At 65.2% G+C, this 26,192-nt stretch carries 22 protein-coding genes; 12 read left to right on the forward strand and 10 right to left on the reverse strand.

The window, feature by feature from the left end; translation table 11 throughout:
• Positions 1-156: 156 nt before the first annotated feature.
• From pimD to S58_RS32560, 5 genes are all read right to left on the reverse strand, one after another.
• Positions 157-1,299, reverse strand: a complete 1,143-nt coding sequence (gene pimD, locus S58_RS32540) for a pimeloyl-CoA dehydrogenase small subunit (protein WP_042340369.1) — start codon at positions 1,297-1,299, stop codon at positions 157-159.
• Positions 1,300-1,484: 185 nt separating this feature from the next.
• Positions 1,485-2,675 (reverse strand): pimeloyl-CoA dehydrogenase large subunit, encoded by a 1,191-nt coding sequence (gene pimC / locus S58_RS32545; RefSeq protein WP_015669690.1) that lies wholly within the window; start codon positions 2,673-2,675, stop codon positions 1,485-1,487.
• Positions 2,676-2,894: 219 nt separating this feature from the next.
• Entirely contained in the window at positions 2,895-4,082 is a 1,188-nt protein-coding gene (locus tag S58_RS32550; RefSeq protein WP_015669691.1) for an acetyl-CoA C-acyltransferase, read from the reverse strand.
• Positions 4,083-4,102: 20 nt separating this feature from the next.
• Positions 4,103-5,767, reverse strand: coding sequence for a dicarboxylate--CoA ligase PimA (gene pimA / locus S58_RS32555; protein WP_015669692.1), 1,665 nt, complete (start codon positions 5,765-5,767; stop codon positions 4,103-4,105).
• A 184-nt stretch (positions 5,768-5,951) separates the two neighbouring features.
• Positions 5,952-8,045, reverse strand: coding sequence for a 3-hydroxyacyl-CoA dehydrogenase NAD-binding domain-containing protein (locus S58_RS32560; protein WP_015669693.1), 2,094 nt, complete (start codon positions 8,043-8,045; stop codon positions 5,952-5,954).
• A gap of 212 nt (positions 8,046-8,257) precedes the next feature.
• Here S58_RS32560 and S58_RS32565 point away from each other — a divergent pair, with 212 nt between their 5' ends.
• The 9 genes from S58_RS32565 to S58_RS32605 all read left to right on the forward strand — a co-directional run bounded on the left by S58_RS32565 (position 8,258) and on the right by S58_RS32605 (position 18,227).
• Positions 8,258-9,142, forward strand: coding sequence for an IclR family transcriptional regulator (locus tag S58_RS32565; RefSeq protein WP_015669694.1), 885 nt, complete (start codon positions 8,258-8,260; stop codon positions 9,140-9,142).
• 66 nt (positions 9,143-9,208) lie between these two features.
• Positions 9,209-10,006, forward strand: a complete 798-nt coding sequence (locus S58_RS32570; RefSeq protein WP_015669695.1) for an ABC transporter ATP-binding protein — start codon at positions 9,209-9,211, stop codon at positions 10,004-10,006.
• Positions 10,003-10,716, forward strand: coding sequence for an ABC transporter ATP-binding protein (locus S58_RS32575; protein ID WP_015669696.1), 714 nt, complete (start codon positions 10,003-10,005; stop codon positions 10,714-10,716). The genes S58_RS32570 and S58_RS32575 overlap by 4 nt, the downstream gene beginning before the upstream one ends.
• A gap of 12 nt (positions 10,717-10,728) precedes the next feature.
• Positions 10,729-11,607, forward strand: coding sequence for a branched-chain amino acid ABC transporter permease (locus S58_RS32580; RefSeq protein WP_015669697.1), 879 nt, complete (start codon positions 10,729-10,731; stop codon positions 11,605-11,607).
• Between the two features lie 2 nt (positions 11,608-11,609).
• On the forward strand, positions 11,610-12,626 hold the full coding sequence (locus S58_RS32585) for a branched-chain amino acid ABC transporter permease (protein ID WP_015669698.1): 1,017 nt from the start codon (positions 11,610-11,612) through the stop codon (positions 12,624-12,626).
• An 11-nt stretch (positions 12,627-12,637) separates the two neighbouring features.
• Positions 12,638-13,861, forward strand: a complete 1,224-nt coding sequence (locus S58_RS32590; protein ID WP_015669699.1) for an ABC transporter substrate-binding protein — start codon at positions 12,638-12,640, stop codon at positions 13,859-13,861.
• A gap of 355 nt (positions 13,862-14,216) precedes the next feature.
• Positions 14,217-15,440, forward strand: a complete 1,224-nt coding sequence (locus S58_RS32595) for an ABC transporter substrate-binding protein (RefSeq protein ID WP_015669700.1) — start codon at positions 14,217-14,219, stop codon at positions 15,438-15,440.
• A gap of 254 nt (positions 15,441-15,694) precedes the next feature.
• Positions 15,695-16,918, forward strand: coding sequence for an ABC transporter substrate-binding protein (locus S58_RS32600; RefSeq protein ID WP_015669701.1), 1,224 nt, complete (start codon positions 15,695-15,697; stop codon positions 16,916-16,918).
• A gap of 28 nt (positions 16,919-16,946) precedes the next feature.
• On the forward strand, positions 16,947-18,227 hold the full coding sequence (locus S58_RS32605) for a glycerate kinase type-2 family protein (protein WP_015669702.1): 1,281 nt from the start codon (positions 16,947-16,949) through the stop codon (positions 18,225-18,227).
• 18 nt (positions 18,228-18,245) lie between these two features.
• On the opposite strand, the gene S58_RS32610 is transcribed toward S58_RS32605, so the two are convergent.
• On the reverse strand, positions 18,246-18,758 hold the full coding sequence (locus tag S58_RS32610) for a MarR family winged helix-turn-helix transcriptional regulator (RefSeq protein ID WP_015669703.1): 513 nt from the start codon (positions 18,756-18,758) through the stop codon (positions 18,246-18,248).
• A 196-nt stretch (positions 18,759-18,954) separates the two neighbouring features.
• Here S58_RS32610 and S58_RS32615 point away from each other — a divergent pair, with 196 nt between their 5' ends.
• From S58_RS32615 to S58_RS32625, 3 genes are read left to right on the forward strand one after another with little or no spacing between them, the layout of a single operon-like run.
• Positions 18,955-19,995, forward strand: a complete 1,041-nt coding sequence (locus S58_RS32615) for a branched-chain amino acid ABC transporter permease (protein ID WP_015669704.1) — start codon at positions 18,955-18,957, stop codon at positions 19,993-19,995.
• 3 nt (positions 19,996-19,998) lie between these two features.
• Positions 19,999-21,768 carry a branched-chain amino acid ABC transporter ATP-binding protein/permease gene (locus S58_RS32620; protein WP_015669705.1) on the forward strand — a complete coding sequence of 590 codons (1,770 nt, stop codon included), beginning with the start codon at positions 19,999-20,001 and terminating at the stop codon, positions 21,766-21,768.
• Positions 21,765-22,490 (forward strand): ABC transporter ATP-binding protein, encoded by a 726-nt coding sequence (locus S58_RS32625; RefSeq protein ID WP_015669706.1) that lies wholly within the window; start codon positions 21,765-21,767, stop codon positions 22,488-22,490. Before S58_RS32620 ends, S58_RS32625 begins: the two co-directional genes overlap by 4 nt.
• A 29-nt stretch (positions 22,491-22,519) precedes the next feature.
• On the opposite strand, the gene S58_RS32630 is transcribed toward S58_RS32625, so the two are convergent.
• The 4 genes from S58_RS32630 to S58_RS32645 all read right to left on the reverse strand — a co-directional run bounded on the left by S58_RS32630 (position 22,520) and on the right by S58_RS32645 (position 26,177).
• Positions 22,520-23,326 carry a shikimate dehydrogenase family protein gene (locus S58_RS32630; RefSeq protein ID WP_015669707.1) on the reverse strand — a complete coding sequence of 269 codons (807 nt, stop codon included), beginning with the start codon at positions 23,324-23,326 and terminating at the stop codon, positions 22,520-22,522.
• 96 nt (positions 23,327-23,422) lie between these two features.
• On the reverse strand, positions 23,423-24,568 hold the full coding sequence (locus tag S58_RS32635; RefSeq protein WP_015669708.1) for an ABC transporter substrate-binding protein: 1,146 nt from the start codon (positions 24,566-24,568) through the stop codon (positions 23,423-23,425).
• A 214-nt stretch (positions 24,569-24,782) separates the two neighbouring features.
• Entirely contained in the window at positions 24,783-25,202 is a 420-nt protein-coding gene (locus S58_RS32640; RefSeq protein WP_015669709.1) for an acyl-CoA thioesterase, read from the reverse strand.
• A 210-nt stretch (positions 25,203-25,412) separates the two neighbouring features.
• Positions 25,413-26,177, reverse strand: a complete 765-nt coding sequence (locus S58_RS32645) for an SDR family NAD(P)-dependent oxidoreductase (RefSeq protein ID WP_015669710.1) — start codon at positions 26,175-26,177, stop codon at positions 25,413-25,415.
• Positions 26,178-26,192 lie beyond the last annotated feature (15 nt).

A 26,192-nucleotide genomic window follows, 5' to 3' on the forward strand; every position in this document is an offset into this window, starting at 1 on the left:
AACTTTGGCGGAGAACCCGGATGTCGCTGCGCTCATCCGGGCTACGAATTCTGCTCTGCCGTCATTGCGAGCGAAGCGAAGCAATCCAGGGCCGCGTGCGCGACTCTGGATTGCTTCGTCGCTTCGCTTCTCGCAATGACGGAGTCACTTGGAGAGCTAGATCAACCCACCCGCCTCGCTGACGCGGCGCATGTGGTAGTCGGTGTCGCCGAAGGTGGTCTCGATCATCGTCAGACGCTTGAAGTAGTGGCCGATCTTGGCCTCCATCGTCATGCCGATGCCGCCATGGAGCTGGATCGCCTGCTGGCCGACGAACTTGGCCGATTTGCCGATCTGCACTTTCGCTGCGGCGATGGACGTTGCGCGCTCCCGGGCGTCGTCGAAATCGGCGGCCATGGTGGCGAACATCGACATCGAGCGGGCCTGCTCCAGCGCCACGAACATGTCGGACGCGCGGTGCTGCAGCGACTGGAACGAGCCGATCGCGACGCCGAACTGCTTGCGCGTCTTGATGTACTCGACCGTGGTCGAGAGCGACTCGTCCATCAGGCCGACGGCTTCGGCGCACAGCGCGATGCGGGCCTCGTCGACGACACGCTCGATCAGCGGCAGGCCATCAGCGGGATCGCCGATCACGGCATCAGCACCGACCTCGACACCGGTGAAGGCGATATCGGCCGCGTGCAGTCCGTCCTGGGTCGGATAGCCCTTGCGGGTGACACCCTTGGCATCAGCGGGAACGATGAACACGCCGATGCCGGACTTGTCGCGCTGACCGCCAGCCGTGCGCGCGGTGACGATCAGCGTGTCGGCATTCTCGCCGTTGAGCACGACGAACTTCTCGCCGTCGATAACCCAGCCGTCGCCCTTCTTCTTCGCAGAAGTGGCAACGTCGAACAGGTCGTAGCGCGACTGCTTCTCGAGCTGGGCGAAGGCGAACGTCTTGCTGCCGTCGATGATACCGGGCAGATGCGCGGCCTTCTGTGCCGCCGAGCCGCCATGGCGGAGGAAGCCGCCCGACAGCACCACGGTCGCCAGATACGGCTCGAGCACCAGCGCGCGGCCCATCGCTTCCATCACGATCATGGTCTCGACGCCGCCGGCGCCGAAGCCGCCATCGTCCTCGGAGAACGGCAGACCGAGCAGGCCCTGCTCGGCGAGCTTGGACCACATCGTCCGGCTCCAGCCGCCCTTCTCCTTCATGTACAGCTTGCGCTTGTCGAAATCATAGGCATCCGCCAGCAGGCCGTCGATGCTGTCCTTGAGGAGACGTTGCTCCTCGCTGAGATCAAAATCCATGTGAGTTGCTCTCTCGAAACGCGTGCGTTTGTTATGGGCGCCATCGTCGCCAGTCATTCACTCGTCATCCCCGCGAAAGCGGGGATCCAGTACGCCGCGGCGGTTGTGATCTGCCACGACTGCCGCGGCGTACTGGGTCCCCCGCCTTCGCGGGGGACGACATCTGTGTGTGTTAAACCAGAGTGCTACAGCCCCAGCACCGCCTTGGCGATGATGTTGCGCTGGATCTCGTTGGAGCCGCCGTAGATCGAGACCTTGCGGTTGTTGAAGTAGCTCGGCGCGATCTGGGCGGTCCAATCCATGGTCTCGTTGCTGTCCTCGTCGCCATGGATGTCGTAGGGCGCGGCGAACGGGCCGATCACTTCCATCAGCAGCTCGGTCGTCGTCTGCTGGATCTCGGAGCCCTTGATCTTCAGCACCGAGGACGCCGGGTTGGGCTTGCCCTTGCCGTGCTTGCCCTCGTCGGCAACGACGCGCAGCTGCGTCAGCTCCAGCGCCTTCAGCTCGACCTCGCAGGCCGTCAGCTTCTCGCGGAACGACGGATCCTCCAGCACCGGACGGCCGCCGGACTCGATCTTGCCGGCAAGCTCCTTGATGCGGCGGATGCGCTCCTTGGAGACGCCGACGCGAGCGATGCCGGTGCGCTCATTGCCGAGCAGGAATTTGGCGTAGTCCCAGCCCTTGTTCTCCTCACCGATCAGGTTCTCGATGGGCACCTCGACGTCGTCGAAGAACACCTCGTTGACCTCATGGCCGCCATCGATGGTCTGGATCGGACGCACGGTGACGCCCTTCGACTTCATGCTGAAGACGATGAAGGAGATGCCCATCTGCTTCTTAGCAGAGGGGTCGGTGCGGCACAGGCAGAAGATCATGTCGGCGTGCTGGGCCAAGGTGGTCCAGGTCTTCTGGCCATTGATGATCCACTTGTCGCCGCGGCGCTCGGCCTTGGTCTTCAGGGAGGCGAGATCGGAGCCGGAGCCCGGCTCGGAGAAGCCCTGGCACCACCAGTCGTCGACACTGGCAATGCGCGGCAGATACTGCTTCTTCTGCGCCTCGTTGCCGAAGGTGTAGATCACCGGGCCGACCATGCTGACGCCGAACGCGAGCGGCTGCGGCGCCGGATAGGCCTGCAGCTCCTCGTTGAAGATGTAGTGCTGCACCGAGGTCCAGCCGGTGCCGCCATATTCCTCGGGCCAGTGCGAAACGCCCCAGCCCTTGTTGTTGAGGATGCGCCACCAGGTCACCATCTCGTCCTTCGACAGATGGCGGCCTTCGATCATCTTCCGCCTGGTCTCCGGCGGCACGCTGTCCTTGAAGAACTGCCTGACTTCCTCGCGGAACGCCTGCTCTTCGCTCGTGAATGCAAGATCCATTGGATCCTCCCTTAGGTATTCAAATCGTTCGTCTTGCTCAGCTGTCGTCCCTGCGAACGCAGGGACCCATAACCACCGGCCGTCGTTGGGAGCGAAGGTGGCTGCCAGAATGCCCCAAGCGGCATCACGCGGTATGGGTCCCGGGTCTGCGCTGCGCTTGCCCGGGACGACAGTTGTGGGAAATCCCGCGCGAGTTGCGCGCGGGATTACGGTCGTTCGTTACTGCAGCACCTCGAACAGGCCGGCGGCGCCCATGCCGCCGCCGACGCACATGGTGACGACGGCGTACTTGGCCTTGCGGCGGCGGCCTTCGATCAGCGCGTGGCCGGTCAGGCGCGCACCGGACATGCCGTAGGGATGGCCGACCGCGATGGCGCCGCCATTGACGTTGATCTTGTCGGGGTCGATGCCGAGCTTGTCGCGGCAATACAGCACCTGCACCGCGAACGCCTCGTTGAGCTCCCACAGGCCGATGTCGTCGACGGTGAGGCCATGGCGCTTCAACAGACGCGGCACCGCGAACACCGGGCCGATGCCCATCTCGTCGGGCTCGCAGCCATGCGAGACGAAGCCGCGGAAGATGCCGAGCGGCTGCAGGCCGCGCTTGGCGGCATTGGCGTCGCTCATGATGACGCAGGCCGAGGCGCCGTCGGACAGCTGGCTGGCATTGCCGGCGGTGATCGAGAAGCCGTCGCCGCGCACGGCCTTGAGGCCGGCAAGGCCTTCGGCGGTCGTCTCGGGGCGCGGACCTTCGTCCTGCGACAGAGTGATGTCCTTGAACGAGATGTTGCCGGTGGCCTTGTCGGTGACGGCCATCTTGGTGCTGATCGGCGCCAGCTCGTCGTTGAACTTGCCGCCCTGCTGCGCGGCCGCGGTGCGGCGCTGGCTCTCCAGCGCATATTCGTCCTGCCGCTCGCGCGAGATGCCGTAGCGCTTGGCCACGATCTCGGCGGTGTCGATCATCGGCATGTAGACGTCGCCCTTGATCTCGAGCAGCGCCGGGTCGGTGGCCTGGAAGCTGTTCATCTTGTCGTTCTGAACCAGCGAGATCGACTCGCCGCCGCCGCCGACCGCAATCTCGACGCCGTCGAAGATCACGGAGCGCGCCGCGAGCGCGATCGCCTGCAGGCCGGAGGCGCATTGGCGGTCGATCGTGGTGCCGCCGACCGACACCGGCAGGCCGGCGCGCAGCAGCGCCTTGCGCGCGATGTTGCCGCCGGTCGAGCCCTGCTGCAGGGCCGCGCCCATCACGACGTCCTCGATCTCGGAAGGATCGACCTTGGCGCGCTTGACGGCCTCGCCGATGGCGTGGCCGAGCAAGGTGGCGCCGCCGGTGGCATTGAGCGCACCGCGATAGGCCTTGCCGATCGGCGTGCGGGCGGTGGAAACGATGACGGCATCGGTCATGGGCGGACCTCCTGTTGTTGTTACTGATGTTTGACGTGAGACGGTGGTGATTGCTGCTGGCGCAATTCGTGGCGCGACAGCTTGCCGACCGGCGTGCGCGGCAGCTCGTCGACGAACTCGACGGCCACCGGCAGCTCGTGCTTGCCGAGCTTGCCGGTCAGGAAGGCGCGGAGATCCTCGACCGGGAACGGCGCGGCGCCATCGCGCAGCTTGATGAAGGCCTTGGCGGCCTCGCCGCGATAGGCGTCGGGAATGCCGATCACGATCACCTCCTGCACGGAAGGATGGGTGTAGATCGCCTGCTCGATCATCTGCGGATAGACGTTGAAGCCGCCGGAGATGATCATGTCCTTCTTGCGGTCGACGAGAAAGAAGAATCCGTCGGCATCGACATAGCCGATGTCGCCGGTGAGGAAGCGGTCGCCGACGAAGGACTGCGCCGTCTCCTCCGGCCTGTTCCAGTAGCCCGCGGTGACGTTCGGTCCTTTGACCCGGATCTCGCCGACCTCGCCCGTACCGAGCACCTTCGCAGGATCTTCCAGCGACACGACGTCCATCTCGATGCCGGGCAGCGCGATGCCGATCGAGCCGGGCTTGTCCGGCCCCTCCTTGGGATGGCTGGTGCCGGGCGAGCAGGTCTCGGTCATGCCCCAGCCGCTCTTGAGCTTCATGCCGACGCGGCGCTCCAGGATGCGCGCGACCTCCACCGGCAGCGGCGCGCCGCCGGAGCCGACGCTGGTCAGCGACGACAGATCGCGCTTGTCGAGATCGGGCAGATTGGCGATCGCGATCCACATCGTCGGCACGCCGGGGAAATAGTTCGCGCGCTTCTGCTCGATGTCGCGCAGCACGGCCTCGACGTCGAAGCGCTGATGCAGCGAAACCAGGTTGCCGAGACGCAGCGCGGTCAGGAGCACCACGGTCAGCGCGTAGATATGAAACAGCGGCAGCACGCAGATGACGCGGCCGGTGCCCTCGCTCTGGGTCCGCGTGGCGCGGCTCCACAGCGTGATGATCGACACCGCCGAGGTGAGATTGCCGTGGGTCAGCATCGCCCCCTTGGGCAGGCCGGTGGTGCCGCCGGTATATTGCAGCAGCGCGATGTCGTCGGGCGAGATCGCAGGCCACACCGCGGGCTCTGCTGCGCCGTCGACGAAGGCACGATGCGTGATCACCGCTGCGTTGTCGGGCAACGTCGTCTGCGGCGTACCGACCTTGCCCCAGTGATCATCCTCGCAGACGATCAGGCGATCGAGCAGGCCCTTCTCCAGGAACTTCAGCGCCGTCGGCAGCAGTGCGGACAGATTCGACGTCACCAGGATGCGCGCGCCGGAGTCGCTGAGCTTGTGCGACAGCGCGATCTCGCCGTCGAGCGGCGACAGGTGCACGACACGGGCGCCGGCCTTGAGCGCACCGAAGAAGTTGATCGGGTGATCCGGCGTATTGCCGAGGAACAGCGCGATCGAGGCGCCCTTGCCAAAGCCCGCGCGCAGGAAGGCGGCGGCGGCCTGGTCGACGAGCGCTGCGAGCTGCTTGAAGGTGATGGGGCGGTCGCGAAATTCGAGCGCGTCGCGATCGCCGAAATCATCCACCGCCTGCGCCAGCAGATCCGGCAACGTGCCGCGCGCGATCGTGTCGTCCCAGCGGACGCCTTCGGGATAGAACTGTTCGCCGGGATGGGTCATGCGAGCTCAAATTCCGTTGGCGTCAGGTGGCCCCGCTGCTTCTGTTCCCTCCCCCCTTGTGGGGGAGGGTCAGGGAGGGGGGTGGCCCCAAGCGAGACTGCCGTTGTGGACCCCCACCCCCGACCCCTCCCCGCAAAGGGGAGGGGAGCGCACCTGCGCACGGAGCAACAGCGAAACGTCGGCCTCAAGCGGCCTTCCCCTGCGCCAGCGACGCGAACGTCTTGCCTTCATCGGCGAGCTTCTTCAGCAGCGGCGCCGGCTCCAGCGACGGATCGTTCGTCTCCTTGGCGTAGAACGCGAGCCGCTCGGCGATGTGCTTGAGGCCGACACTGTCAGCCCAGTACATCGGACCGCCGCGATAGATCGGCCAGCCATAGCCATAGAGCCAGACGACATCGATATCCGACGGCCGTGCGGCGATGCCTTCGGCGAGGATCTTCGCGCCCTCGTTGATCATCGGATACATCATGCGCTCGAGGATCTCCTCGTCGCTGACGGCGCGGCGCTTGAGGCCGAGCTTGGCGAGCGTCTCGTCGATCAGCCTCTCGACGTCGGGATCGGGCAGCGGTGCGCGCGAGCCCGCCTCGTATTTGTAGTAGCCCTTGCCGGTCTTCTGGCCGAAGCGGCCGGCTTCGCACAGCGCGTCCGCGATCTCGCTCTTGATGCCGCGGTCCTTGCGCGAGCGCCAGCCGATGTCGAGGCCGGCGAGATCGCCCATCGCGAACGGGCCCATCGGCATCCCGAACTTGGTGACGACGGCGTCGACCTGCTGCGGCAGCGCGCCTTCGAACAGCAGCTTCTCGGCCTGCTTGCCGCGCTGCGCCAGCATGCGGTTACCAACGAAGCCGTCGCAGACGCCGACCACGGCCGGCACCTTGGCGATCTTGCGCGCGATCGACACCGCGGTGACCAGCGCGTCCGGCGCGGTCTTCTCGGCGCGCACGATCTCGCACAGCTTCATCACGTTGGCCGGCGAGAAGAAGTGCATGCCGAGCACGTCCTGCGGACGGCTGGTCTGCTTGGCGATATCGTCGATATTCAGGTACGAGGTGTTGGACGCGAGCACGGCGCCCGGCTTGGCGTATTGATCGAGCTTGCCGAACACTTCCTTCTTCACCGCCATGGTTTCGAACACCGCCTCGATGATGAGGTCGGCATCGCCGACGTTCTCGAGTCCGACCACGCCATTGATCAGCGCCATGCGCTTGGCCGGCGCATCGGCCGGGATGCCGCCGCGCGCCGCGGTCGCCTCCCAGTTCTTCTGCATGATGCCCATGCCGCGCCTGAGCTGCTCTTCGGCAGTCTCGATCAGCGTGACCGGGACACCGGCATTGGCGAACGACATCGCAATACCGCCGCCCATGGTGCCGGCGCCGATGATGGCGACACGCTCGACCTTGCGCCCCTTGGTGCCCTCGGGCACGCCGGCGATCTTGGCGGCCTCGCGCTCGGCGAAGAAGGCGTAGCGCTGCGCCTTGGACTGGTCGCTGGCGACGAGCTTGAGGAAGCCCTCGCGCTCCTTCTTCAGGCCCTCGTCGAACGGCAGGTCGATTGCGTAGCCGACGGCGTCGGCTGCCGCGAACGGCGCTTCCAAGCCGCGCGACTTCTTGGTGATCGCAGCCACCGCATTGGTGAAGATCGAGCGATCGGCCTTGGCCGCCGCGATCTTGGACTCGTCGTCGCGCAACTTGCGCAGCGGGCGGTTCTCCGCCAGCACCTTGCGCGCGAACGCCTCGCCGCCCGATGCCGGCCCCTCGATGATCTCCTCGATTAGGCCGGACTTGAGGGCCTCCGCCGCGCCGATCGGATCACCGCCGACGATCATCTTGACCGCGAGCTCCGGGCCCACCGCGCGCGGCAGGCGCTGCGTTCCGCCCGCGCCCGGCAGCAGCCCGAGCTTGACTTCCGGCAGGCCCAGCTTCGCCTCCTTGGTGGCGACACGATAATGACAGGCAAGCGCCACTTCGAGGCCACCGCCGAGCGCCGTTCCATGAATGGCGGCAATCACAGGCTTGGGGCTGTTCTCGATCGCACTCAAGACGTCGTTGAGCGCCGGCGGCTTCGGCGGCTTGCCGAACTCGGTGATGTCAGCGCCGGCGATGAAAGTCCGCCCCCCACAGGTGAGCACGATCGCCTTGATGGCGGGATCGGCGATCGCAGCGTTGACGTTGTCCAGGATGCCGCCGCGCACTGCGGCACTCAGCGCATTGACGGGCGGACTGTCGATGGTGACGATGCCGACGATGTCATGACGATCAAGCTTTGCCACTTCGCTCACGCTAGGCTCCTTGGGATGTCGTTTCTTTGTGGCCGGTTAACGTTCCGACCAATTCTTGGCTCTTCATTTGCGCAGAATATCGGCCATGCTTGCGTCTACCCGCTGCCGACGATCAATTCCGCAGTGCGAAATCTAATTCCACATCTTGACATCCAGGGTTATTTTGAAGCACGAGCGTTGTCAACGAGGCTCATCAATCAACAGCCGATGACATGAAACGCCCAGGGAAGAAAGCCGCGACCGATCGCAGCTTCGTCGTTGCGCTGTCGCGCGGCCTCGAAGTGCTGAGGGCGTTCCGGCCCAATGACGGACTGCTGGGCAACCAGGAAATTGCCGCGCGCACCAATCTGCCGAAGCCCACCGTGTCGCGATTGACGTACACGCTGACCAAGCTCGGCTATCTCACGCCGGTGCCGCGCTTCGAGAAGTATCAGCTCGCGCCATCCGCGCTCCTGCTCGGCTATGCCGCGCTCGCCAATCTCGGCGTCCGGCACCTGTCCGAGCCGTTTCGCGAGCAGCTGATGCGCGAGACCGGCGGTGCGGTCGCGATCGGCGGCCGCGACCGGCTCAGCATGATCTATTTCGGCCAGAGCCGGCACGGCGTCGTCAACGTTCAGCTCGACGTCGGATCACGCATCCCGATCGCGACCACCGCGATGGGCCGCGCCTACATCTGGGCGCTGCCGGATGACGAGCGCGCCGCATTGATGCGGGACATGCGCGAGCATTACGGCAGCCGCTGGCCGAAGATCCGCGACGGCATCGAGCGCGCCGGCGAGACGGTCGCCAAATACGGCTTCACAATCTCGGCGGGGGAATGGCAGGACGACGTGCACGCCGTCGGCGTCGCGCTGAAGCTCAACGACGGAACTGGTCCCTATGCGGTGAACTGCGGGGCGCCTGCATTCCGCTTCACGGAAGAGCGTCTGCGCACCGACATTGGACCTCGTCTCGTCGCGATGGTAAGGAACATCGAAGCGGCGCTCGGGGGACTCGCGCCGCAAACTAATCAAACAAACAACCAATCAAACAAAGAACTCAATAAGAAGCCGAAGCCAGGAGGAAAAGTTGCCCGTGTTGCCGAGGGTATCAGATAGCCTGCATCGTCGCGGTCGGCTGGCGCCGCGTCCCGACCTGAGCGATTTCGGGAGGGGCGAGACGAGATGACGCAGGCACAACTCGCCCAGACCGGCGATCCGCTGCTCGCCGTGCGCGACGTCAGCGTCGTGTTCGGCGGCATCGTGGCGCTTAACGGCGTCTCGTTCGACATGCGCGAAGGCCAGATCCTCGGACTGATCGGCCCCAACGGCGCCGGCAAGACGACCTTGTTCAACTGCCTCAGCCGGCTCTACCAGCCGAGTTCCGGCGACATCCTGATGGAGGGCCGCAGCATCCTGAAGCGGCCGCCGCATCGCATCGCCGAGATCGGCATCGGCCGTACCTTCCAGAACGTCGCGCTGTTTCCCAATCTGTCCGTGCTCGACAACGTCCGCGTCGGTACCCACGCGCGGACCTCGAGCGACATCATCTCCGACTCGCTGCGCCTCGCCTGGATCCGGCGCAGCGAGAAATCGGTGAACACCAAGGTTCACGAGATCCTCGCTTATCTCAAGCTCGAGGACGTCGCGCACAAGACCGTGTCCGGATTGCCGTTCGGCACCCAGAAGCGTGTCGAGCTGGCGCGCGCGCTCGCCGCCGATCCAAAGATCCTGCTGCTCGACGAACCCGCTGGCGGCCTCAATCACGAAGAGGTCTATGTGCTGGGCGACCTGATCCGGCGCATCCGCGACGAGCGCCATGTCACCGTGCTGCTGGTCGAGCACCACATGGGCCTGGTGATGTCGATCGCCGACCACGTCGTCGCACTGAATTTCGGCAAGAAGCTCGCGGAGGGCACGCCGGCCCAGGTGCAGGCCGATCCCGACGTCATCAAGGCCTATCTCGGGAGCAAGGATCAATGACGGCGCTTCTGAACGTCAAGGATCTGCGCGCCTACTACGGCCAGGTCCAGGCCCTTCACGGCCTGTCGTTCTCGCTCAACGAGGGCTCGCTGACGACGCTGCTCGGCGCCAACGGCGCCGGCAAGACCACGACCCTGCGCGCGATCTGCAACATGGTGCGCTCGACCGGGGCGATCGAGTTCGAGGGCAAGCCGCTCAACAACAAATCGACCGAGAGCATCGTCCGCTTCGGCATCGCCCACGTGCCGCAGGGCCGCGGCACCTTCACCAACATGACGGTGGAGGAGAACCTGCAGCTCGGCGCCATCACCCGCGGCGACAAAGCGGGCATCGTCGCCGACATCGAGCGGATGTACTCCTACTTCCCGAAGCTGAAGGAGCGCCACACCCAGCAGGCCGGCACCTTGTCCGGCGGCGAGCAGCAGATGCTGGCGGTGGCACGCGCCTTGATGCTGCGTCCGCGGCTGATGCTGCTGGACGAGCCGTCGTTCGGCCTCGCGCCGCTGGTGGTGCGCGATCTGTTCGGCATCCTCGGCAAGATCAATCGCGAGGAGAAGGTCTCGATCCTCGTCGTCGAGCAGAACGCGCAGCTGGCGCTCGAGCTCGCCGATCAGGCCTATGTGATCGAGACCGGCCGCATCGTCATGTCGGGCGCGGCCAAGGACATCGCAAACGACGAGAACGTCCGCAAATCCTATCTGGGCTACTAACGGAGCGGGACAATGGAACTCTTCACCAACCAGGTCCTGGCCGGCATTGCCACGGGCGCGATCTACGCCTGCATGGCGCTCGCGGTCGTGATGATCTACCAGGCGATCGACCATCTCAACTTCGCGCAAGGCGAGATGGCAATGTTCTCGACCTTCATCTCGTGGCAGCTGATGCAATGGGGCCTGCCCTATTGGGTTGCCTTCGTGGTGACGCTGGCTTTCTCGTTCGCCGGCGGCATCGCGATCGAGCGCGTGCTGTTCAAGCCGCTCGCGAAGGCGCCGATCCTGACCCAGGTCGCCGGCTTCATCGCGCTGTACTCGATCATCAACTCCTTCGCCGGGCTGACCTGGGACTTCACCATCAAGCAATATCCGACGCCGTTCGGATCCTCGCCTTTTCTCGGCAGCCAGCTGATCTCGACCCACCAGGCTGGCATGATCGGCATCACCCTGGTACTGCTGGTCGGGCTCTACTTCTTCTTCCAGTACACGCGGGTTGGCCTCGCGATGCGGGCCGCGGCGGCTGTGCCTGAATCTGCCCGCCTGGTCGGCATCAACACCTCGTGGATGATCGCGCTCGGCTGGGGCATGGCGGCGGCGATCGGCTCGATCGCCGGCATGCTGATCGCGCCGGTGGTGTTCCTCGAGCCCAACATGATGGGCGGCGTGCTGATCTATGGCTTTGCCGCAGCCGTGCTTGGCGGCCTCACCAGTCCGTTCGGCGCCGTGCTCGGCGGCTTCATGGTCGGCATCTTCGAGAATCTCGCCGGAACCTACATCCCGCATGTCGGCAACGAGATGAAGCTGCCGATCGCCCTGGCGCTCATCATCTCCGTTCTGGTCATCAAGCCCGCCGGCCTGTTCGGCCGCAACATCGTGAAGCGAGTCTGATCATGAGCGCAATCGAGGACATCACATCCCAGGCGCCCGCGGTCGCGGCGGTTCCGAAGCGGGCCATGACCTTGAGCTCCGGCACGACCTTCGTGATCGTGCTGCTGCTCATGGTCGTGCCGCTGTTCGTCAAGAATTTCATCATCTTCCAGATGACGATGCTGCTGATCTACGGGCTCGCCGTGCTGGCGCTCAACATCCTGACCGGCGGCAGTGGCCAGTTCTCGCTCGGAAATAGCGCGTTCTATGCCGTCGGCGCCTATACGTCGGCAATCCTGATGGAGCAGTACAACGTCAACTACGCGCTGACGCTGCCGGTGGCCGGGGTCGTCTGCTTCGGCGCCGGCTTCCTGTTCGGCCAGCCGGCGCTGCGGCTGTCGGGGGTGTACCTCGCGCTCGCCACCTTCGCGCTGGCCACCGCCATGCCGCAGATCCTCAAGCTCGGCTTTTTCGAGCCCTGGACCGGCGGCGTGCAGGGCCTGGTCGTGACCAAGCCCGATGCGCCGTTCGGCCTGCCGATGTCGCAGGACATGTGGCTGTATTATTTCACGCTTGTCATCACGATCGCGATCTACATCTTCTCGGTGAACCTGCTGCGCTCGCGCTCCGGCCGGGCCTTCATGGCGATCCGCGACAACGAGATCGCGGCCTCCGCCATGGGCATCGACGTTGCGACCTACAAGACGCTGGCATTCGGCGTCTCTGCCGGCATCACCGGCGTGGCCGGCGGGTTGGGGGCCATCGCCGTGCAATTCGTGGCGCCCGACAGCTACACGATCGTGCTCGCGATCTCGCTGTTCCTCGGCATGGTGGTCGGCGGCGTCGGCTGGCTGCCCGGATCGTTCATCGGCTCGGCTTTCATCATCTTCGTTCCCAACATCGCCGAAGGCATCTCCAAGGGCCTGTCCGGCGCGGTGTTCGGCATTCTCTTGTTCCTGATCATCTTCCTCGTGCCGCACGGCGCGCGGCAGGTGGCGATGGTCGCTCAGCAGCTGCTGAACAAAGTAAGAAAAAGCTAAGGAGGAAAATCTTGCTCGTCTCCCGACACCTACGAATCGCCGCGCTCGCGACGGCGGTCATCGCCCTCACCTCGGGCGGAGCATTCGCCCAGAAGAAATACGACACCGGCGCATCCGACACCGAGATCAAGGTCGGCAACATCATGCCCTATAGCGGCCCGGCGTCCGCTTACGGCGTGATCGGCAAGACCGAGGAGGCGTATTTCAAGAAGATCAATGCCGAAGGCGGCATCAACGGCCGCAAGATCAACTTCGTCTCCTATGACGACGCCTACTCGCCGCCCAAGGCGGTCGAACAGGTGCGTAAGCTGGTCGAAAGCGACGAGGTCTTGTTCGTCTTCAATCCGCTCGGCACGCCCTCGAACTCGGCGATCCAGAAATATCTCAACGGCAAGAAGATCCCGCAGCTGTTCGTCGCCACCGGCGCGACCAAGTGGAACGATCCGAAGAACTTCCCATGGACCATGGGCTGGCAGCCGAGCTACCAGAGCGAGGGCCGCATTTATGCGAAGTACCTGCTCAAGGACAAGCCGGGCGCCAAGGTCGGCGTGCTGTTCCAGAACGACGATTTCGGCAAGGACTATCTGAAGGGCCTCAAGGACGGTCTCGGCGACAAGGCCGCATCCATGATCGTCATGGAGGAAAGCTACGAGACGTCAGAACCGTCGATCGACGGCCACATCGTCAAGCTCAAGGCCAGCGGTGCCGACGTGTTCTTCAGCGTCACCACGCCGAAATTCGCAGCGCAGGCGATCAAGAAGCTCGCCGAGATCGATTGGCACCCGACCCATCTTGTCGTCAACGTGTCCGCCTCGGTCGGCAGCGTGATCAAGCCGGCCGGCTTCGAGAACTCGCAAGGAATCCTCTCGGCCGCCTACGCAAAGGATGCCGCAGATGCCCAGTGGGACAACGATCCCGGCATGAAGAAATTCACCGAATTTCTTGCGCAGTATTTTCCGGACGCCAACAAGCTCGACAGCTCCGTCGTCTATGGCTACGGCGCCGCGCAGACGGTGGTGAAGGTGCTGCAGATGTGCGGCGACGACCTGACCCGCGCCAACGTCATGAAGCAGGCGGCGAGCCTGAAGGACTTCACCCCGGACACGCTGCTGCCGGGCGTCAAGATCAACACCTCGGCCACCGACTTCGCACCGATCGAGCAACTGCAGATGCAGCGGTTCAAGGGCGAGAAGTGGGAGCTGTTCGGCGAAGCGATCAGCGGCGCCATCGAGTAGCCGAGGATTGGAGTCATCGCGCATCGCCGCAGAAAGCGGTGCCGATCTCCACTGGCCCTCCGTGCCATCGGCACGGGGGGCTTTTTCATTCATGGCCCGTGCGGTCTTGCTAACAACAGTGAGCGCCCGCCAGTTTCTTTATCTCAGGCTGTTATTGCAAGGCACCTGTCGCTGAAATTGTGCACCTCTCTCGCAACTGCACATGACGGATCGCAGGTTTGGACCGCGAAAACACGGACCGTGCCGCGATGTCGCAACCGCGCCGCGCCGTCTCTGCTATAGTTCCCGTCACAACAAGAGCTTCCTCAAGGAAGTCACGACACGTCACCCAGAACAAGAACGGGAGAAACGCACCATGATGATCACGCGAAGGGCAGCCCTCGCTACGGCCGCCGCAATCGTCCTCGCCTCGAGCGGCGCATCCGCTGCCGACAAGAAATACGACACCGGCGCCTCCGACACCGAGATCAAGATCGGCAACATCATGCCCTATAGCGGGCCGGCCTCGGCCTACGGCATCATCGGCAAGACGGAGGCGGCGTATTTCAAGAAGATCAACGCCGAAGGCGGCATCAACGGCCGCAAGATCAACTACATCTCCTATGACGACGCCTATTCCCCACCGAAAGCAGTCGAGCAGGCGCGCAAGCTGGTCGAGAGCGACGAGGTGCTCCTGATCTTCAACTCGCTCGGCACGCCCTCGAACACGGCGATCCAGAAATACATGAACGCCAAGAAGGTGCCGCAACTGTTCGTCGCCACCGGCGCCACCAAGTGGAACGACCCATCCAACTTCCCGTGGACCATGGGCTGGCAGCCGAGCTACCAGGCCGAGTCGCGGATCTATGCAAAGTATCTCCTCAAAGAGAAGCCGGATGCCAAGATCGCGGTGCTCTACCAGAACGATGATTACGGCAAGGACTATCTGAAAGGCCTCAAGGACGGCCTCGGCGCCAAGGCGGCGAGCATGATCGTCATGGAGGAGAGCTACGAGACCACCGAACCCACGATCGACAACCACATCGTCAAGCTGAAGTCGACCGGCGCCGACGTGTTCATGAACATCACGACGCCCAAATTCGCGGCGCAGGCGATCAAGAAGTCGGCCGAGATCGAGTGGAAGGCGCTGCACATTCTCAACAACGTCTCGGCCTCGGTCGGCAGCGTGATCAAGCCGGCGGGATTTGCCAATGCCCAGGGCATCGTCTCCGCGCAGTACCTGAAGGACACCACCGACCAGCAATGGGCCGACGATCCCGGCATGAAGAGCTATCTCGAGTTCATGACGAAGGATTTTCCGGAGGGCGACAAGCTGGATAATGGCACCGTGGTCGGCTACGGCGTGGCACAGACGCTGGTGCAGGTGCTCAAGCAGTGCGGGGACGATTTGACGCGGGAGAACGTCATGAAGCAGGCCGCGAGCTTGCGCGGCTTTCGCACCGGGGTGCTGCTGCCCGGCATCGCCATCGACACCTCCGCGACCGACTTTGCTCCGATCAGCCAGCTTCAGCTGATGCGCTTCACCGGCGAGCGATGGCAATTGTTCGGCGACGTCATCTCGGCTGACGTCGGCGGCTAGCTGCTCGGAACACAACGAGCATGGCCTCCTGCGGCTTCGCGCCGCAGGAGGCTGCATGTCCAGGCATCTGCGCTGTCTTCACCAAGTATTTCTTAAGCTAGGAGTTCAAAGAACGGTGGTCATGCATCGGCGGCGGTTACGCACCACGCGCTGCTGCGCTATGGGGACTCGTCCGGAGTGAAACGAGTCGCTCGCCTTGCGGGCGGATCCAACAACAAGGCCAAGCTCGAAGGCCGAGAAGGAGTCCTCTTCCCATGACCACCGCCCTCACCCGCCGCGCCGTATCCGGCATGCTCGGCCTTGCCGTCTTTGGTGCTGCCGCCGGCACCGCGTACGCCGACAAGAAATACGACACCGGCGCCAGCGATACCGAGATCAGGATCGGCAACATCGTGCCCTATAGCGGTCCGGCCTCGGCCTACGGCTCGGTCGGCAAGGCGATGACGGCCGTGTTCAAGAAGGTCAATGACGACGGCGGCATCAACGGCCGCAAGATCAATTTCATCTCCTATGACGACGCCTATTCGCCGCCGAAGACGGTCGAGCAGGCGCGCAAGCTGGTCGAGAGCGACGAGGTGCTGTTCCTGTTCGGCGTGCTCGGCACCGCGCCGAACACGGCGATCCAGAAATATCTCAATTCCAAGAAGGTGCCGCAGCTGTTCGTCGCGACCGGCGCCACCAAGTGGAACGAGCCGAAGACCTTTCCGTGGACCATGGGATGGCTGCCGAGCTACCAGTCGGAAGCGCGCATTTACGCGAAATATCTCGCCGTCCAGCAGCCGACCGGTAAGATCGCGGTGCTCTATCAGAACGACGACATGGGCAAGGACTATCTGAAGGGCCTCAAGGACGGCCTCGGCGATACGTCGCGCCTTGTGCTGGAGGAGAGCTACGAGATCGCCGAACCCACGGTCGAATCGCACATCGTCAAGATGAAGTCGGCCAATCCCGACATCGTGGTGCTGTTCACGACGCCGAAGTCCGGCGCCCAGGCGATCAAGAAGCTCGGCGAGATGAACTGGAAGCCGCTCACCATCATCTCCAATGTCAGCGCCTCGACGGCTGCGGTGATGCGCCCGGCCGGCGTCGAGAACTCGCAAGGGGTGATCTCGGCCGCCTACGCCAAGGACGCGTCCGATCCGCAATGGGCCAACGACCCCGGTCTCGGCGCGTTCAGGGAGCTGCTGGCCAAATATCTGCCGGAGATCAACCCCGTGGATTCGTCGGCGCTGACCGGCTACAACATCGCCACCACAATGGTCGAGGTGCTGAAGCGATGCGGCGACGAACTGACCCGCGCCAATGTCATGAAGCAGGCCGCAAGCCTGAAACAGTTTGCGCAGGGCGGCCTGCTGCCCGGCATCACGCTGACCACGGGTCCCGAGGATTTCCAGCCGATCGAGCAGCTGCAGCTGATGCAGTTCAAGGGCGAACGCTGGCAATTGTTCGGCGAGGTCATGAGCGGCGAGTTGAAGTGAGCCGTTGCGCCGGCGCGGGCGGCGCCGCATGACCAGCCGCCGTCCGCTGTTGCGCGCCATCTTCGACGCCGCGGTCGCCGCGGCGCATCCCGATATCGTGCTGCCGGCCTTCCTGCCGGCGGCCCCCAAGGGACGCATCATCTGTCTTGCCGCCGGCAAGGGCGCAGCCGCGATGGCGGTCGCGGCGGAACGCCATTACCTGGACACGCTGGGATTCGATCCCGCGAAGCTGACCGGCATCGCGACGACTCGCCACGGACATGGCGTGCCGACGCGGCGGGTCAAGGTGATCGAGGCTGGTCATCCGACGCCTGACGAGGCCGGGCTCAAGGCTGCTGAGGAGACATTGCAGCTGGCCGCGACGGCCGAAGCCGACGACCTGATGCTGGTGCTGATCTCGGGCGGCGGCTCCGCAAACTGGGTCGCGCCCGCCAATGGCGTGAGCTTCGCGCAGAAGCAGCAACTGACCCGCGCGCTGCTGCGCTCGGGCGCGCCGATCGGCGAAATGAACACCGTTCGAAAGCATCTGTCGCGCATCAAGGGCGGTCGCCTGGCCCGTGCCGGACACAAGGCGGAAATCGTCACGCTCGCCATTTCGGACGTGCCTCATGACGACCCCTCGGCGATCGCGTCGGGTCCGACCGTGCCGGATCCGACCACGCTTGCCGATGCCCGCGCGATCGTTGCCAAATACAAGCTCGAGGTCGACCCGGCGATCGCCCGGGCGCTCGAGGATGCCGCCAATGAAAGCTGCAAGCCGGGCGATCCAGCCTTCGCCCGCGCCTCGTTCGAGCTGATCGCGCGTCCGGCCAGCTCGCTCGAAGCCGCGGTCGCCAGCGTCAAAGCCGCGGGCTATGACGTGCTCGATCTCGGCGCCGACCTCGAGGGTGAGGCGCGCGAGGTGGCCGCCGACCACGCCAAGCTGGCGCGCGAGGCCCGCGCGCTCGGCCGCCGCATGGCCATCATCTCGGGCGGCGAACTCACCGTGACGGTGCGCGGCCAGGGTCGCGGCGGGCCGAACCAGGAATATGCGCTGGCACTGGCCGATCTCCTCAAGGACATGGAGGGCGTCGCGGCACTGGCCGGTGACACCGATGGCGCCGATGGCGGCGGCGGCAGCGCCTCCGATCCGGCCGGCGCGCTGGTCGATGCCGAGGTCATCGCGGCGATGCGGGCGCAGCAGCTCGATCCGCAGGCCTATCTCGCCAACAACGACGCCACCGCGTTCTTCGCCGCCACCGGCGGCCTGCTGCAGACCGGCCCGACGCTGACCAACGTCAACGACGTCAGGGTCATCCTGGTCGATTGAGGGGCGCGACGGCGCCCTTCAGAACTCCTCCGCGACCTTGGTCAGCATCGCCAGCAGCGCCTCGCGCCCATCCGGGCCGAGCAGCTCGTTGAGCCGCGCCTCGTGCTTCGACATCACGAGCTTCTTGGCGCGGGCGAGCACGGCACGCCCCTTCTCGGTCAGCATCAGGATGTGGGAGCGTCGGTCATTGGCCGAGCGGACGCGGGTGCAGAGATCGCGGGTTTCCAGGCTGTCGAGCAGCGACACGAAATTCGGCCGGAGGATGCCGAGGGTATTGGCGATCTCGGTCTGGTTGCGGCCCGGATTGCCGTCCAGCAGCAGCAGCACCGAGAACTGCGCCGGCGTCAGCTGCAGCGGCGCCACACAGCGCAGGAAGTCCTCGAACACCTTCAGCTGCGCCCGTTTCAGCACATAGCCGAGCAGATCGGAGAGCTCACCGAGCTGGACCGCTTGCGTCTCGTCGGCCGCTACGGCAGCTTCCTTGCGGCCTTCCCTCGAGGGTCCGCTGACGGGCTTGGCGCTATCGGCCATCACAATCCGCCAAATTCATCACACCTGCTTCCATCCCTGGTCTCGAATGCCGCAGCCGGAACAGCGGCCTTGAGATTATAATCGATAATTGTTATCCACCATATCAAACACGGGCAGCCCAATTCAACTGCCCTGACCAGCGGCATGGCGCCAGGCGCAGCCGCATCGGGTCACCACAGAGGGGGAGCGTCCGGTCTTGAACACAACGATCTTGCTGTTCCTGTTGCAGGACGGCATTACCAACGGCGCGATCTACGCCCTGCTCGGGCTGGCGCTCGTGCTGGTGTTTGCCGTCACCCGGGTGATCCTGATCCCGCAGGGCGAATTCGTCACCTATGGCGCCCTCACCTATGCCTCGCTCGCCGCCGGGCGCATGCCGGGCACGGCGAAGCTCGCCGTCGTCATCGGGCTCGCGGCCTTTGCCTTCGACCTCTACGCCATGCGCAAGACGCTGCATGCGCCGCGCATGCTTCGCGCCTTCGGCCTCAACGTCGCCTTCCCCGTGGCCGTGCTGCTCGCCAGCATGTGGGCTGCGGACCAGCGCATGCCCGCCGGCGTCAGCCTGGTGCTGTCGCTGCTGATTGTCGCCAGCATCGGCCTGTCGCTGTATCGGATCGTGTTCCAGCCGCTCGCCCACACCTCCGTGCTGGTGCTGCTGATCGCCTCCGTCGGCGTTCACCTGGCGCTGCAGGGCCTCGGCCTGCTGTTCTTCGGCGCCGAGGGCCAGCGCGGCCCGACCTTGCTCACCGCCAACGTCACGCTCGGCTCGCTGCGCTTCACCGGCCAGGGCATGGCGGTCTACGGCATCACCGTCGCCTTCATCGTCGGCCTCTGGCTGTTCTTCGGCCTGACCCTGTACGGCAAGGCGCTGCGGGCCACGGCGGTCAACCGGCTCGGCGCCCGCCTGGTCGGCATCCGCACCACGCTCTCCGGCCAGATCGCCTTCCTGCTGGCGTCCACCATCGGCGCGCTCTCCGGCATCCTGATCGTGCCGATCACGACGCTCTATTACGACACCGGCTTCCTGATCGGCCTCAAAGGCTTCATCGCCGCGATCATCGGCGGCCTGATCAGCTACCCGCTGACCGCCGTCGCCGCGCTCGTCGTCGGCATCGTCGAGGCGTTCTCCTCGTTCTACGCCTCGAACTTCAAGGAAGTGATCGTGTTCACGCTGCTGATCCCGGTTCTGCTGCTGCGTTCGCTCGCCGCGCCCGCGGTCGAAGAAGAGAAGGATTGAGCCGTGCGCGAGCGTTGGCCTCTCATCATCTTTGCCGTCATCGTTGCGGCGATCCCGTTCATCCCAGGCGTGCCGCCGTTCTGGATCGTGCTGCTCGACAATATCGGCCTGTCCGCGCTGGTCGCGATGGGGCTGGTGCTGCTGACCGGCGTCGGCGGCCTCACCTCGTTCGGCCAGGCCGCGTTCGTCGGCTTCGGCGCCTACACCACGGCGGTGCTGTCCGCCAACTACGGCATATCGCCCTGGCTCACCTTGCCGCTGTCGCTGCTGGTGTCGGGACTCGCCGCGGTGCTGCTCGGTCTCGTCACCGTCAGGCTGTCCGGCCACTATCTGCCGCTCGGTACGCTCGCCTGGGGTCTCGGCCTGTTCTACCTGTTCAGCAAGCTCGCCTTCCTGGGCCGCAATGACGGCATCTCCGGCATTCCGCCGCTGTCGATCGGCAGCCTCAGGATGCTCGATCCCGGCACGATCTACTTCGCGATCTGGGCCGCCGTGCTGATCTCGGCGCTGCTGACCATGAACCTTCTGGACTCCCGCACCGGCCGCGCCATCCGCGCGCTGCGCCGCGGGCACATCGCCGCCGAGGCCTTCGGGGTCTATTCGCCGCGCGCCAAGCTGCTGGTGTTCATCTATGCCGCCGTGCTCGCCGGCCTGTCCGGCTGGCTCTACGCGCATTTCACCCGCGCGGTGAACCCGACGCCGTTCGGCGCCCAGGCCGGCATCGAATATCTGTTCGTGGCCGTCGTCGGCGGCGCCGGCTATGTCTGGGGCGGCGTGCTCGGTGCTGCGATCGTCGTGATCCTGAAGGAGGTGCTGCAGAGCTACCTCCCGCTGCTGCTGCATGGCGAGGGCCAGCTCGAGACCATCGTGTTCGGCATTCTCCTCGTCACGCTTCTCCAGCTCGCGCCGACCGGCCTGTGGCCATGGCTGACCGCGCGGCTGCCGTTCAAGCCCATCGCCAAGAAGCCGGACACCACGATCAAGCTGCCGGCCCGCATGCGCGCCGCATCGACCCCCGGCGTGCTGCTGCAGGTCGACAACGCGCGAAAACAGTTCGGTGGCGTGGTCGCGGTCAACAACGTTTCGTTCGACGTCCAGGCCCGCGAGATCGTGGCGCTGATCGGACCCAACGGCGCCGGCAAGAGCACGACCTTCAACCTGATCACCGGCGTGCTGCCGCCGACCTCCGGCAACATCTCGGTGCTCGGCAAGGCCGTCGGAAACGCGCCGCCGCAGGACGTCGTCAAGCTCGGCATTTCCCGCACCTTCCAGCACGTCAAGCTGGTGCCGGACATGACCGTGCTGGAGAACGTCGCGATCGGCGCCCATCTGCGCGGCCACTCGGGCGCGATCTCCAGCATGTTCCGGCTCGACCGCGGCGACGAAGCCAAGCTGCTTGCGGAAGCCGCGCGGCAGATCGAGCGCGTCGGGCTCGGCGACCAGATGCACCAGCTCGCTGGTTCTCTTTCTCTGGGCCAACAACGCATCGTCGAGATCGCCCGCGCGCTGTGCGTCGATCCGATGCTGCTGCTGCTCGACGAGCCCGCAGCCGGCTTGCGCCACATGGAGAAGCAGCGCCTCGGCGCGCTGCTGCGCGATCTCCGCGCCGGCGGCATGTCGGTGCTGCTGGTCGAGCACGACATGGGCTTCGTCATGGATCTCGCCGACCGCATCGTGGTGCTCGATTTCGGCACCAAGATCGCCGAGGGCACACCAGCCGCGATCAAGACCAATCCCGAGGTGATCAAGGCGTATCTCGGAGCCGACGCATGAGCACATTGCTGGAAGTCACCGACGCTCACGTCTCCTACGGCAAGGTCGAGGCGGTCCGCTCGGTCTCGCTCACCGTCGCCGAGAACGAGATCGTCACCATCATCGGCGCCAACGGCGCCGGCAAGACCACGCTGCTCAGCGCCATCATGGGCGTGTTTCCGCTGAAGGGCCGCGTCTCCTTCCTCGGCGAGGACATGGCCCGGCTGGAGATCGAGGACCGCGTCGCGCGCGGCCTCTGCCTGGTGCCGGAGCATCGCGAGCTGTTCGCGACCATGAACGTCGAGGACAATCTGCAGCTCGGCGCCTTCCGCATGAGCAAGGCGCACGCTTCCAGAGGCTTCGAGCACGTCTACACGCTGTTCCCGAAGCTGAAGGAGCGGCGCAAGCAGCTCGCCGGCACGCTCTCCGGCGGCGAGCAGCAGATGCTGGCGATGGGCCGTGCATTGATGGGCGCGCCGAAGATGCTGATGCTGGACGAGCCGAGCCTCGGGCTCGCGCCGATCATCGTCGCCGGCATCTTCGAGATCGTCGCCAAGCTGCGCCAGGAGGGTGTCTCGGTGCTGCTGGTCGAGCAGAACGCCAAGGCCGCGCTGAACGTCGCCGATCGCGCCTATGTGATGGAGCTCGGCGAGTTCGTGCTCAACGGCAAGGCGAGCGAGATCGCGACCGATCAGCGCGTCGCGGCGAGCTATCTCGGCTTCGCCGAGACGGCGGCCAGCTGAGCCCAATCTCGATCGTGTGAGGCGCTGTCTCAGGATGGCGTCTCCCGCATCAGCAGGAAGTCGACCATCACACGCTCCAGCGCCCGGTACATGTCGGTGCCGGTCGCCGTCAGGCAGCCGCGCGCACGCGCTTCGGCGATGAACGGCGACACCTCCGGCCGGGTGATGACGCAGCCGCAATAGGCCGACGAACTGACCGTCGCCATGTCGACCGGCAGGGGATCGCCGGGCCGCATGCCAGCCGGCGTCGCATTCGCGACCATGTCGAAGCCGGTGGCATCCGGCGAGCCGACCAGCACACGGCCCCTGCCCCGCTCATTGAGCCGTGCGATCAGCGTATCGCGACGCCCGGCATCGCTGTCGTGAATGGCGAGTTCGCTGACCCCGGCATCGATCAGCGCGAGTGCGATCGCCGAGCCGGCACCGCCGGCCCCGATCTGCAGCGCGCGACAGCCCGCGGGGTCAAACCCTTTGGCTTGCGCCGCACCGACGAAGCCGAGGCCGTCGACCATGTCGCCGTGCCAGCCCCCATCGGTGTCACGGCGCATCAGGTTGACGGCGCCGATGAACTGCGCGCGCTCGGTCGCCGTCGCGCAGGCGCGATAGCAGGCGAATTTGTGCGGGATGGTCGCGACGATGCCGTCGAGGTTTTTCACCCGCGTCATCGCCGAGATGAAGTCGGGCAGATCCGCCGGCGCGACCTGCATCGCGACCAGGATGGCGTCGCGGCCGCGCTCCGCAAAAGCCTGGCTGACGCCCGCCGGCGCGCGCACCTGCGCGATCGGATCACCGATGATGATGTGGAGCCGGGTGGCTCCGGTGGGGGCGGGAATCATGGGGGGCCTCCCAAAAGATCAAGGATCGTGGTCCCAATAGCCGAAAGGCCGGCTCACCGAGCCGGCCTTTCCTGATGCTTATATGGTCTGTGCGGCTCACTTCGCCGGGACGTATTTGCCGTCCTTCACGGTCAGGATGATGCGGGAGCGGTCGTCGAGGCCCGAGCGATCCTTTTCGGTGAAGTTGTAGACGCCCTGTGAGGCCGCCATGTCCTTCTCGGTCATCAGCGCCTGGCGGATGGCCTCGCGGAACTCCGGCGTGCCGGGCTTGGCGGTCTTCAGCGCCACCGGGATGACGCGCTTGAGGATCTCGAACGCGTCGAAGGAGTGACCGGCGAACTGGCTGCGGCTGTTCGGGCCATACTTGGCCTCATAGGCCTTGTTCAGCTCGAGGCCGGGCTTCTTGGTCAGCGCGCTGTCATCCTGCGTTTCCGGCGACATCACCGGACCCGAGGCCATGATCACGCCCTCCGCCGCCTTGCCGGCGATGCGGATGAAGTCCATGCTCGCCGCGCCGTGGGTCTGGTAGATCAGGCCGGTGTAGCCGCGCTCGCGCAGCTCGGTCTGCGGCAAAGCAGCCGCGGTGCCGGAGGCGCCGACCAGGATCGCATCCGGATTGGCGGCGACCAGCTTGAGCACCTGGCCGGTGACGGAGGTGTCGGGACGCGCAAAACGCTCCTCGTCGGCGATGGTGATGCCCATCGGCCCGCCCTGGTTCTTCAGATCGTTGAACCAGAGGTCGCCGTAGGAGTCGGAATAGCCGATATAGCCGACGGTCTTGATGTTGTGCGCCTTCATGTGCTCGTAGAGCACCTTGCCCATGATCGGCACCGGCTGCGGCATCACGACCGACCACTTGGCGCGCTCCGGCGTAACCGGGAACGGCGCCAGGCCGAAATGCGGAATGCCGGCTTCGCTGGCGACGTTGGACACCGCGATGGTCGGCGGCGTCAGCGCCGAGCCCATGATGATGTCGGCCTTGGACTCCGTCACGAAGCGGCGCGCGTTGGTGGTTGCCGTGGTCGGATCGCCGCCGTCGTCGAGCACGATCACCTTCAGCGGCACGCCGCCGATTTCCTTCGGCACGAATTCGAGCGCGTTGCGCTCGGGGATGCCGAGCGCGGCGCCGGGGCCGGTCGTGGTCGTGGTGATGCCGATGGTGATCTCGCTGGTCTGCGCCAGCGCAGGAGCAGCTGCAAGCATCGCGATGACGCCAGCCGCCGCCAGATAGGCCTTCCTCATAAAATCCTCCCTCAATCTTTTCGGTTCAGCTCGTGATCCGCCGATCCTGTTTGCAGTCCCGCCCCTTGTCCGGGACGTCTTCCGGATGGCCGGCCGATAAGTGTCCAAACGTGATCATAGCATTGAACACGAGAAGATCACGCCTCACCAGTCGACCAAAGCACGACAGCTGATCATCCTTAAGACGGCCGCATGTCGCACCCATTCCCGCGCTTCAATCCCCGAGAAACTTGGTTCGCATCTCCTCGGGGAACGGCGCCGATTTCAGTTTGTCCGGGTCGGCCGGATCGCGCCCGACCAGCACCCGTGTCTCAAAACCTTCGAGCGCCAGCGCCTCGCCCTTGAACACCTTGTGGGTGACGTCGAAGGACGAACGCTTGATGCTCTCGATGCGGCTCTCGATCGTGATCCAGTCGCCATAGGTCGACGGGATGTAGAACTTGGCGCGGGTGTCGACCATCGGGATGCCGACAAGGCCGTAGCGGCGGACGATGTCCTGCTTGGAAAAGCCGGCCGCCTCGAACATCACCGAGGTCGCATCGTCGAACATCGCGAAGTAGCGCGGGTAGTAGACGATATTGGCAGGATCGCAGTCGCCCCACTGGATCTGCACGTCGCGGCGGTGGATGAACATGTTTGGGAAGCCTCACTCCGTCGCCGAGGGCGGTCCGTAGGGTGGGCAAAGGCGCGTAGCGCCGTGCCCACCATCTTCAGCGGCGGTGGGCACGCTGCGTTTTGCCCACCCTACGATTCTCTCCGTCATTGCGAGCGAAGCGAAGCAATCCAGGGCCGGGTCGGGACTCTGGATTGCGTCGTCGCTTCGCTCCTCGCAATGACGAGGCACTTACTTCGGCGCCATGCGCAGCGAGCCGTCGAGGCGGACGACTTCGCCGTTGAGGTAGGGGTTCTCGACCATGTGCAAAGCGAGTGCGGCGAATTCGTCGGCGTGGCCGAGACGGCGCGGGAACGGGATCGCGGCGGCCAGCGAGTCCTGGGCTTCCTGCGGCAAATTGGCGAGCAACGGCGTCAGGAACAGGCCGGGCGCGATGGTCAGCACGCGGATGCCGAACTGCGCGAGCTCGCGGGCGATCGGGAGCGTCATGCCGACGATGCCGCCCTTGGAGGCCGAATAGGCGGACTGCCCGATCTGGCCGTCATAGGCGGCGACCGACGCGGTGTTGATGACGACGCCGCGCTCGCCGGTCGCCTGCGGCTCCAGCTTGGTCATGCCGTTGGTGACCAGCCTGAGCATGTTGAACGAGCCGATCAGATTGACCTTGATGACCTTCTCGAAATCAGCGAGCGCCATCGGGCCGTCGCGGCCGACGACGCGCTTGGCGACGCCGATGCCGGCGCAGTTCACCAGCACGCGCGGCTGCTGGCCGAGCGCCTTGACCGCCTCGGCGACGCCGGCTTCGGCGCCCGCGGCGTCAGAGACGTCGCAGACCACCGAAACGCCGTTGATCTCGGCCGCGACCTCCGCCGCCAGCTTGGCGTTGAGATCGAACACGGCGACCTTGGCGCCCTGCGAGGCGAGCTTGCGGGCGGTGGCGGCCCCGAGGCCGGAGGCGCCGCCGGTGACGATGGCGGCCTGATCTTTCAACAACATGTCGTTTCTCCCTAA

This window comes from Bradyrhizobium oligotrophicum S58, assembly GCF_000344805.1.
Taxonomy (GTDB): Bacteria; Pseudomonadota; Alphaproteobacteria; order Rhizobiales; family Xanthobacteraceae; genus Bradyrhizobium; species Bradyrhizobium oligotrophicum.

Coding starts and splice junctions, on each gene's coding strand:
- pimD (WP_042340369.1), bottom strand. CDS start 1,299: ATGGATTTTGATCTCAGCGAGGAGCAACGTCTCCTCAAGGACAGCATC.
- pimC (WP_015669690.1), bottom strand. CDS start 2,675: ATGGATCTTGCATTCACGAGCGAAGAGCAGGCGTTCCGCGAGGAAGTC.
- S58_RS32550 (WP_015669691.1), bottom strand. CDS start 4,082: ATGACCGATGCCGTCATCGTTTCCACCGCCCGCACGCCGATCGGCAAG.
- pimA (WP_015669692.1), bottom strand. CDS start 5,767: ATGACCCATCCCGGCGAACAGTTCTATCCCGAAGGCGTCCGCTGGGAC.
- S58_RS32565 (WP_015669694.1), top strand. CDS start 8,258: ATGAAACGCCCAGGGAAGAAAGCCGCGACCGATCGCAGCTTCGTCGTT.
- S58_RS32570 (WP_015669695.1), top strand. CDS start 9,209: ATGACGCAGGCACAACTCGCCCAGACCGGCGATCCGCTGCTCGCCGTG.
- S58_RS32575 (WP_015669696.1), top strand. CDS start 10,003: ATGACGGCGCTTCTGAACGTCAAGGATCTGCGCGCCTACTACGGCCAG.
- S58_RS32580 (WP_015669697.1), top strand. CDS start 10,729: ATGGAACTCTTCACCAACCAGGTCCTGGCCGGCATTGCCACGGGCGCG.
- S58_RS32585 (WP_015669698.1), top strand. CDS start 11,610: ATGAGCGCAATCGAGGACATCACATCCCAGGCGCCCGCGGTCGCGGCG.
- S58_RS32595 (WP_015669700.1), top strand. CDS start 14,217: ATGATGATCACGCGAAGGGCAGCCCTCGCTACGGCCGCCGCAATCGTC.
- S58_RS32600 (WP_015669701.1), top strand. CDS start 15,695: ATGACCACCGCCCTCACCCGCCGCGCCGTATCCGGCATGCTCGGCCTT.
- S58_RS32605 (WP_015669702.1), top strand. CDS start 16,947: ATGACCAGCCGCCGTCCGCTGTTGCGCGCCATCTTCGACGCCGCGGTC.
- S58_RS32610 (WP_015669703.1), bottom strand. CDS start 18,758: ATGGCCGATAGCGCCAAGCCCGTCAGCGGACCCTCGAGGGAAGGCCGC.
- S58_RS32625 (WP_015669706.1), top strand. CDS start 21,765: ATGAGCACATTGCTGGAAGTCACCGACGCTCACGTCTCCTACGGCAAG.
- S58_RS32630 (WP_015669707.1), bottom strand. CDS start 23,326: ATGATTCCCGCCCCCACCGGAGCCACCCGGCTCCACATCATCATCGGT.
- S58_RS32635 (WP_015669708.1), bottom strand. CDS start 24,568: ATGAGGAAGGCCTATCTGGCGGCGGCTGGCGTCATCGCGATGCTTGCA.
- S58_RS32640 (WP_015669709.1), bottom strand. CDS start 25,202: ATGTTCATCCACCGCCGCGACGTGCAGATCCAGTGGGGCGACTGCGAT.
- S58_RS32645 (WP_015669710.1), bottom strand. CDS start 26,177: ATGTTGTTGAAAGATCAGGCCGCCATCGTCACCGGCGGCGCCTCCGGC.